This is a genomic window from Streptomyces sp. NPDC002130, from assembly GCF_040296465.1.
Classification (GTDB): Bacteria; Actinomycetota; Actinomycetes; order Streptomycetales; family Streptomycetaceae; genus Streptomyces.
This window is the reverse complement of the sequence record NZ_JBEOXI010000298.1, coordinates 1-8,785: the sequence shown is the minus strand read 5'-3', so window position 1 is coordinate 8,785 and position 8,785 is coordinate 1. Positions and strand designations below refer to the sequence as shown.

Sequence of the window (8,785 nt, the reverse complement as noted above, 5' to 3'; positions counted from 1 at the left end):
CGCCGCACGAACGGAACCGGGCCGACCTGCTCGTCCCCCAAGCCGACCACCCCGCGCCGACCAGCCCCTTCGCCGCGCAGAGGCAGCCGGAGCGCGCCGTACTCGGCTCAGGCCGCCCGCCCGCATCGACCAGCCCTTTCGCCGCACGAACGGAACCGGGCCGACCTGCTCGTCCCCCAAGCCGACCACCCCGCGCCGACCAGCCCCTTCGCCGCGCAGAGGCAGCCGGAGCGCCGTACTCGGCTCAGGCCGCCCGCCCGCATCGACCAGCCCTTTCGCCGCGCGAACGGAACCGGGCCGACCTGCTCGTCCCCCGCGCCGGCCGCCGCCTTCCGTCCGGGATCCGGAACGCCCCCGCCGCGTCCGGACCGGGGCCCCGGCCGGCCCTGCACAAGCCGCCCCCCGGCGCCGGAAGGGTGAAGATTGGGGCAAGAGGTGGTAGACCACTCTCAGCGACAGAGAGGTCGGCCGTGGGCGCAGACGAGGTGTACGGCGTTGCCCGGCAGCGGTTCGATGTGGCCGACGCGGCGCCCCTGTTGCTCGATCCACAGGGCGTGGTGACGGGCTGGACCGACGATGCCCGGCGGCTGCTGGCGTACCCGGCTGCCGAGGCGGTCGGCAGGAAGCTGGCCGACCTGCTGGTCGCCGAGGACGCACAGCGCGTACCGGACCTGGTCGAGCGGTGCCGCAGGAACGGCGGCTGGACGGGGCTGCTGACGGCCCGCCGCAGGGACGGGCAGCCGCTGAGGGTCGCGGCCCGGATCACCTCGGCCGAGGAGGCACAGGGCGGCACGCGCTGGCTGATGCTCCTGTCGGAGCTGTCCGACGCCCCCGGCTGGGACATGAGCCGCACGGTCCTGGAGCAGATGGCGGCGGGTGCCGCGATCGGGATCGCGATCGTGGACACGGACCTGCGCTTCGTGTGGTCGAACGCCGCCCTGGAGCAGTTCGGCGGCGGCCCGGCGGCGCGCCGGCTCGGGCTGCGCTTCGCGGACGTGCAGCCGGGCATGGACGCCCAGGCGGTCGAGGCGCAGATGCGGCACGTGCTGGAGACCGGCGAGCCGGTGGTCGGCTACGAGCACGTGGGCCACGTGCGCTCGGCGCCGCTGCGCGAGACGGCGCACATGCTGTCGTTCACCCGCCTCGAGGACGACCGGGGCCATCCGATCGGCGTGTACTACACGGTCGTGGACATGACCGAGCGGCATCGTGCGCGACAGCGGCTGGCGCTGCTGGACCGGGCGGGCGAGAGCATCGGCCGCAGCCTGGACCTCACGCGCACCGCGCAGGAACTGGCGGACGTGGCCGTGCCGGGGCTGGCCGACTTCGTCACCGTGGACCTGCTGGAGTCGGTGCTGCGGGGCGGTGAGCCGGTGCCCGGCCCGCTCGCGGACTCGGAGGAACCGGTGGAGCTGCGCCGCGCCGGCTACCGGTCCGCGCAGGACGATCTCGTGGAGGCGGTCATCGAGATCGGCGAGGGGGTGGCCTTCCGGGCCGGAACGCCGCCCTTCCGCTGTCTGGCCACGGGACGGTCCTGGCGCGCCGAGCGGCTCGATCCGCTGACCCGGGACTGGACCACGAGGACCCCGAGCGGCCGCCGTGCCACGTTCCGGGAGCTGGGCCTGCACAGCGTGATGACCGTGCCGATCCGCTCGCGCGGCATCACCCTGGGCATCACGACCTTCTACCGGCGCGAGAACCGGGAGCACTTCGACGAGGAGGACCTGCGGCTGGCCGAGGATCTCGTCGCCCGCGCGGCCGTCTGCGTGGACAACGCGCGCCGCTACACCCGCGAGCGGGACGCCGCGCTCGTCCTGCAGCGCAGTCTGCTCCCCCACCGCCTGCCCGAGCAGGACGCCGTCGAGGTGGCCGCGTGTTACCGGCCGGCCGACGAGCTGACCGGTCTCGGCGGCGACTGGTACGACCTCATCCCCCTGTCCGGGGCGCGCGTGGCGCTGGTCGTGGGCGAGGTGCCGGGGCACGGCATCGACGCCGCCGCGGCCATGGGGCAGTTGCGGACCGCCGTGCGGACGCTGGCGGCTCTGGATCTGCCGCCCGCGGAGGTGCTGGCGCACCTCGACGACCTGGTGGCGCGTTCGGCGCGGGAGGAGGGCGCGGAGCCCGGGACGATGGGCTCCGCGGGCACGCAGGGCGTGGGGTCCGGTTGCCTGTACGTCGTCTACGACCCGGTCGACGGGAGGTGTGCGCTGGCAGCGGCGGGGCAACCTGCCCCGGCCGTGGTGCGGCCCGACGGCTCGGTCGTGTTCGTCGAACTGCCGCAGGGACCGCCGCTCGGCGTGGGCGGCCCGCCCTTCGAGGCGGTCGAGCTGTCCCTGGCAGAGGGCAGCACGCTGGCGCTGCACACCGACGGGCTGCTGGCCCGGGGCGAGACCTGGGCCGTCGACGCGGGCCGGGAGCGGCTGCGCCGGGCGCTGGAGCGGTCGGGCCCGCTCGAGTCGTACTGCAGGGCCGTGGTCGACGCGCTGGTCCCGGCCCGCCCGTACGACGACGTGGCCCTGCTGATGGCCCGGACGAAACGTCTCGGCAGCGGGCAGGTCGCGGCCTGGGACCTGCCCTCGGACCCGGCCGTGGTAGCCGACGCCCGCCGCACGGCCACCCGGCAGCTGGCGCGCTGGGGCCTGGACGAGCTGGCCTTCACCACGGAGCTGGTGGTGAGCGAGCTCGTCACCAACGCCATCCGGTACGCCACCGGGTCCATCCGGCTCCGGCTGATCAGGGAGCGTGCCCTGGTCTGCGAGGTTCTCGACGGCGGGGCCACCGCGCCTCATCTGCGCCATCCCCGGACGACGGACGAGGGTGGGCGCGGGCTTTTGCTGGTCTCCCAGCTCACCCAGCGGTGGGGGACGCGGTTCGTCCCCGAGGGGAAGATCATCTGGGCCGAGCAGTCTCTGGCGGATCGCCCCGAGTGAAGTCGGTTGAGGTTCGCCCATACCGTGCGAAACTGGTGTGACCCCGGCAGCGGTGAGGCGGCAGCCATGGCGGAGACGGCGATCGACTACGGCGCGGTGTTCAAGGCTCTGCCCGGCATGGTGGCGCTCCTGACACCGGAGCTTGTGTACGCGGACGTCAACGACGAGTTCGTCCGGGTCTCCGGTCGCTCGCGCGAGCAGCTGGTCGGCAAGTACCTGTTCGACGTCTTCCCGGACAACCCGAACGACCCGGCCGCGACGGGCATGCGCAATCTGGAGGCCTCGCTGTACCGCGTCCTGGCCACCGGGGAGCGCGACGCCATGGCCCTGCAGCGCTACGACGTCGAGGACCCCACCCGGCCCGGCGAGTGGCAGAAGCGCTACTGGAGCCCGGTGAACGCGCCGCTGCTCGGCTCGGACGGCAAGGTCGTGCTGATTGTGCACCGCGTGGAGGAGGTCACGGAGCTGATCCGGGCCCGGGGCGGCTCTCCGGGGAACCGGGGCAGCCGGTCCCGGGTGCTGGAGGCCGAGCTGTACACCCGCGCCCGCGAACTGCAGGAGCTGAACGAACGGCTGCGCCAGGCGCACTCCCGGGAGCGGGAGGTGGCGCTGGCGTTGCAGGAGGCGATGCTGCCCGCGCCCCGGCAGGTCGGCCACCACCGGGCCGCCGTCCGGTACCGGCCCGCCGTGGGTGCGCTCAACGTGTGCGGCGACTGGTACGACCTGGTCGACCTGGTGGGCGGCGACCGGATCGGCGTGGCCGTGGGCGACGTGGTCGGGCACGGTCTGGAGGCGGCCGGCGTGATGGGCCAGCTGCGCAGTGCGCTCAGCGCGGCCTCCCGGGTCGCCGACGGGCCGGCCCAGGCCCTGGACGTGCTGGGGCGCTACGCCCACGTCATCGACGGGGCCGAGTCGGCGACCGCCGTCACGACCTTCATCGACTGCGACCGCCACCTCATCACGTACAGCAGCGCCGGTCATCCCCCGCCCGTGCTCGTCCACGCCGACGGCCGCACGGAGTTCCTCGACCAGGCCACGGACACGCCGCTCGACGCCCGCCCGGACCCGATCCCGAGGCCCCAGGCCGAGACCACGTACACGCCGGGCGCCACGCTCGTGCTCTACACCGACGGCCTGATCGAACGGCGTCGCGAGGACATCGACAAGGGCCTGGAACGGCTCGCCGACGCCCTGCGCGACCATCGGCAGACGGACCCCGAGACGCTCGCCGACACCGTTCTGCTGGAGTTGCTGCCGCCGGGCGGCGCCACCGACGACACCGCGCTGGTCATCGTGCGCCTGTGACCTACATCCGGGTCTTGCCGTGGTCGAGCAGCCGGACGCGGTCGACGTTCTGCCGGTCCTCGGCGTCCGCGCTGGGCTCACCGGCGAACCAGGCGTCGAGGATCTCCGCCAGCAGCGGCTGCGACGTCAGCCGCAGGCTGAGCGCGAGCACGTTGGCGTCGTTCCAGCGGCGGGCCCCGTCGGCCGTGTAGGCGTCCGTGCACAGGGCGGCCCGTACGCCGGGCACCTTGTTCGCGGCGATCGAGGCGCCCGTGCCGGTCCAGCAGCACACCACCGCCTGGTCGGCCCTGCCGTCGGCGACCTCGCGGGCCGCCGCCTCGGAGCACACCGCCCACTGCGGGTCGTCCCCCGGGCGCAGCGCGCCGTGCGCGCGCACCTCATGGCCTCGCTCGCGCAGGGCGGCCACGAGGGAGCGGGCGACGGGTTCGTCCATGTCCGAGGAAACAGCGATCCGCATGCCTGGCAGGTTACTCGCCGGAGCCGCCGGCCCACAGCGGCCGCCACCGTGGGCGGGGCGACCGCCGACCCACAGCGGCCGCCCGGCCCGCAAGAGCCATCGGCAGGTCACGCACCCCCGCTATCGCGCCACCCCGCACGTTCGGCTTGCCCGTCACCCGGGTGGCGCAGCACGCTGATCCCGCGACCCTCCCCAGCCGCAGGAGCACCACCGGACACCCGCACCTGACTGACCATCAGTCAATTGGCGAAGGATCTGTGCCCTCCGCCCGCACGAGGTGCCCGGTGACCCCGCCTGCACCTACACTGGCACCCCACGACATGCCGGTTGACCTGCTGGAACGCGGCGGCTGAGGCCACCGCGAGAGTCGAGGAGCGCCCGCTTTGTTCTACTACCTGCTGAAATACGTGCTACTGGGTCCGCTGCTGCGACTGGTCTTCCGGCCTCGAATAGAGGGCCTGGAGCACGTTCCCGCGGAGGGCGCCGCCATCATCGCCGGCAACCACCTGTCGTTCTCGGACCACTTCCTGATGCCCGCCATCCTCAAACGGCGCATCACCTTCCTCGCGAAGGCCGAGTACTTCACGGGCCCGGGCCTCAAGGGCAGGCTGACGGCCTTCTTCTTCCGCAGCGCGGGGCAGATCCCGGTCGACCGCTCCGGCAAGGACGCGGGCCAGGCCGCGATCCGCGAGGGCCTCGGCGTACTGAGCAAGGACGAGCTGCTCGGCATCTACCCGGAGGGCACCCGCTCGCACGACGGCCGGCTCTACAAGGGCAAGGTCGGGGTGGCGGTGATGGCGCTCAAGGCCGGCGTCCCGGTGATCCCCTGCGCGATGATCGGCACCTTCGAGGCGCAGCCGCCCGGCAAGGTCATCCCGAACATCCACCCCGTGGTGATCCGCTTCGGCGAGCCCCTCGACTTCTCCCGCTACGAGGGCATGGAGAACGAGAAGGCGATCCTGCGTGCCATCACCGACGAGATCATGTACGCGATCCTCGCGCTGTCCGAGCAGGAGTACGTCGACCGGTACGCGGCCGTGGTGAAGGCCGAGGAGGCCGCCGCCGCCAAGGAGCGGAAGTTCCGGCGCATGCCCCTCAGTTGAGCTCTGCTGTCGGCAGAAGCCGGTTCCCCGGCGGACCTGCGGCGATCTACGGTCGCGGTATGAGACGTGCTGTGGTGATCGGGGCCGGCGGACAGATCGGAAGGCCGGCGGTGCGGGCGCTGGCGCGGGACGGCTGGGAGGTGACGGCCGCGTCGCGCGGTGGCGGCCGGGACGAGAACTGGCCCGCCGAGGTGCGGACGCTGCGACTGGATCGCGAGGACGACGCGGCGCTGGCCGCGCTGATCGGCGACGGCTGTGACCTGGTGGTCGACGTGGTCGCCTACGGGGCCCGGCACGCACGGCAGTTGACGGGCCTGGCCGGCCGGATCGGCGCGGCCGTGGTGGTGTCGAGCGTGTCGGTGTACGAGGACGGCGAGGGCCGCGGCTTCGACACCATGGGCGAGCCGGACGGCCTCCCGCGGTATCCGGTGCCGATCACGGAGGACCAGGTGACGGTCCCGCCGGGGGACGCCTCGTACAGCACCGGCAAGGTGGCCCTGGAGCGTGAACTCCTCTCGGCGGCGGACCGGTTGCCCACCACCGTGCTTCGCCCGGGCGCGATCCACGGACCGTGCAGCCCGCTCCCCCGCGAGCTGTACTTCGTGAAGCGGAACCTCGACCGCAGGCCCAGGAGGGTGCTCGCCTTCCGGGGTGGGAGCCGCTTCCACACCTCTGCCGCCCGCAACATCGCCGAACTGATCCGGCTGGCGGCGGCCCGGCCGGGCTCGCGGGTGCTCAACGCCTGCGATCCGCGGCCGCCGACCGTGGCGGAGATCGGGGCCGCCGTCGACGCGGTCATGGGCGTGGAGACGGAGACCGTCCTGCTGGACGGGCCTGCGCAGGCGTCCGTGGGCAGCTCGCCCTGGTCGGTGGAACTGCCCGTGCTGTGCGACATGTCCGCCGCGGAACGGGAGCTGGGCTACCGGCCGGTCGTGACCTACCCGGACAGCCTGCCGGAGACGGTCGAGTGGCTCACCCGCAAGCTGTCCGAGCAGGACTGGCGGGAGGCGTTCCCCACCCTCGCCCGCGCCTACCCGGACCTCTTCGACTACGCGGCGGAGGATGCCTGGTTCGCGGCCCGGCAGACATGAGGAAGGGGCGGCCGGTGTCCCGGCCGCCCCTCACCACCGTCGGACGACGGCTACGGCTACGGCTTCGGCGTGGCGTGCGGCGCGCACGTCACGTCGGCGGCGTCCAGCTTGCCGGTGAGCAGGTAGCTGTCCACCCGGGGGTTGATGCACGGGTTCACCAGGCTGGTGACGCCGTGGGAGCCCGCGTCCTTCTCCGTGATCAGGCGGGAGCCCTTGAACCGCTTGTGCAGCTCCACGGCGCCCTCGTACGGAGTGGCCGCGTCCCGCTCGGACTGGACGATGAGCACGCCGGGCAGGCCCTTGCCGGTCTTGACGTTCAACGGCGTCTGCTGCTTGGCCGGCCAGGTGGCGCACGGCAGGTTCATCCAGGCGTTGGCCCAGGTCATGAAGGGGTGGTCCTTGTGGAGCCGCGTGTTGTCGCGGTCCCACGTGCGCCAGCTGGTGGGCCACTTGGCGTCGGCGCACTCCACGGCCGTGTACACGGCGTTGCCGTTCTCCGAGGCGGCGTTGCCCGCCGTGTCGGACAGGTCGGGAGCGGCCGCGTCGACGAGCGCCTGGGTGTCGCCGGCGACGTACTTGCTGAAGACCGAGGCGGTCGGCGCCCAGGCGGAGTCGTAGTACGGGGCGCTCTGGAAGAAGGAGATGAGCTCGGCCGGGCCGACGACCCCGCCGATCGGGTTCTTCTTCGCGGTGGCGCGCAGTTCGAGCCACTTCGTCTGGACCGCGGCGCGGGTGGTGCCGAGGTGGTAGGTCGCGTCGTTCGCGGCGACCCAGTCCTGCCAGTCCTTCCAGCGGCCCTCGAACGCGACGTCCTGGTCCAGGTTGGCCTGGTACCAGATCTTGTCCCGCGAGGGGTTGACCACGCTGTCGACGACCATGCGGCGGACGTGGCCCGGGAAGAGGGTGCCGTAGACGGCGCCCAGGTAGGTGCCGTAGGAGACGCCGAGGAAGTTGAGCTTCTTCTCGCCGAGGGCGGCGCGGATGACGTCGAGGTCGCGCGCGGTGTTCGGCGTGGTCATGTGCGGCAGCATCCAGCCGCTGCGCTCCTGGCAGCCCTCGGCGTACTCGCGGGCCAGCTTGCGCTGGGCGAGCTTGTCGGCCTCGGAGTCGGGCACCGGGTCGGCCTTGGGCGCCTTGACGAACTCCTGGGGGTCGACGCAGGAGATGGGCGTGGACTTGCCGACGCCGCGCGGGTCGAAGCCCACGAAGTCATAGGCCTTGGCCGCGTTGGCCCAGACGGCGTTCTTGTTGGCGACCCGGGCCGGGAAGCGCAGTCCGGAGCCGCCGGGGCCGCCGGGGTTGTAGATGAGCGCGCCCTGCCGCTCGGCCTTGGTGCCGGTGTTGCCGATGCGGTCGACGGCGAGCTTGATCTGCTTGCCGTAGGGCTTGGCGTAGTCGAGCGGCACGGTGACGTACCCGCACTGGATCGGCTTGGCCAGGTTCCAGTCGGCGGGGCAGTCCTGCCAATCGATGCCGGCCTTCGCGGCCCGGGCGGCGGCGATGGCGGTGCCCTTCGCCTCCCGGTCCTGGCCGTGGCCGCCCGCGTTCGCGTTCGCGGTCGGCGCCGCGACGGCGCCGGCTATCAGCGTGGCCGTGACGAGCGCGCCGGCCGAACCGAGCGCCGCCACCCGCCTCTTCGGTCTCGAACCCCTCAAGGGGGACCTCCCCGTACCTCGTTGCGATCAGTACGGGGATCCTCCCGGTTGTGGGGTCCCTGACAACAGGGTCGGGCGCCCTTCTTTGCCAATCCGATAAACGGAGAGGATGTACTTCTCTACGGACGCCCGGTCTGCGAGGGCGGACGCCGGGTTCTGTGGGACGGACGCCCCGGCCTGTGGGACGGACGCCCCGGTCCGCGGACGGACGTCTAGGTCTGCTGTAGTGACGCGAGGGCCTCGT

6 protein-coding genes are annotated in these 8,785 nt (G+C 72.8%); 4 read left to right on the top strand and 2 right to left on the bottom strand.

The window, feature by feature from the left end:
• Positions 1–470 precede the first annotated feature (470 nt).
• Positions 471–2,930, top strand: a complete 2,460-nt coding sequence (locus ABT116_RS35850) for a SpoIIE family protein phosphatase (RefSeq protein ID WP_351642790.1) — start codon at positions 471–473, stop codon at positions 2,928–2,930.
• A 66-nt stretch (positions 2,931–2,996) separates the two neighbouring features.
• A complete protein-coding gene (locus ABT116_RS35845) occupies positions 2,997–4,235 on the top strand; it encodes a PP2C family protein-serine/threonine phosphatase (protein WP_351642788.1) in 1,239 nt (412 codons plus the stop codon).
• Position 4,236: 1 nt separating this feature from the next.
• Here the strand turns inward: ABT116_RS35845 and ABT116_RS35840 are convergent, their stop codons facing one another.
• Positions 4,237–4,692 (bottom strand): RpiB/LacA/LacB family sugar-phosphate isomerase, encoded by a 456-nt coding sequence (locus ABT116_RS35840; RefSeq protein ID WP_351642785.1) that lies wholly within the window; start codon positions 4,690–4,692, stop codon positions 4,237–4,239.
• 383 nt (positions 4,693–5,075) lie between these two features.
• On the opposite strand from ABT116_RS35840, the gene ABT116_RS35835 reads away from it, so the two are divergent.
• Together ABT116_RS35835 and ABT116_RS35830 are read left to right on the top strand one after the other, a co-directional pair.
• A complete protein-coding gene (locus tag ABT116_RS35835; protein WP_351642782.1) occupies positions 5,076–5,795 on the top strand; it encodes a lysophospholipid acyltransferase family protein in 720 nt (239 codons plus the stop codon).
• A gap of 59 nt (positions 5,796–5,854) precedes the next feature.
• Positions 5,855–6,886: an NAD-dependent epimerase/dehydratase family protein gene (locus tag ABT116_RS35830; RefSeq protein WP_351642779.1), complete on the top strand. Its 1,032-nt coding sequence runs from the start codon at positions 5,855–5,857 to the stop codon at positions 6,884–6,886.
• A 56-nt stretch (positions 6,887–6,942) separates the two neighbouring features.
• Here the strand turns inward: ABT116_RS35830 and ABT116_RS35825 are convergent, their stop codons facing one another.
• A complete protein-coding gene (locus tag ABT116_RS35825) occupies positions 6,943–8,541 on the bottom strand; it encodes an alpha/beta hydrolase (protein ID WP_351642777.1) in 1,599 nt (532 codons plus the stop codon).
• Positions 8,542–8,785: the final 244 nt, after the last annotated feature.

Excerpts from the sequence above, each read along its gene's own strand:
- ABT116_RS35845 (WP_351642788.1), top strand. The coding sequence starts at position 2,997 with ATGGCGGAGACGGCGATCGACTACGGCGCGGTGTTCAAGGCTCTGCCC.
- ABT116_RS35840 (WP_351642785.1), bottom strand. The coding sequence starts at position 4,692 with ATGCGGATCGCTGTTTCCTCGGACATGGACGAACCCGTCGCCCGCTCC.
- ABT116_RS35830 (WP_351642779.1), top strand. The coding sequence starts at position 5,855 with ATGAGACGTGCTGTGGTGATCGGGGCCGGCGGACAGATCGGAAGGCCG.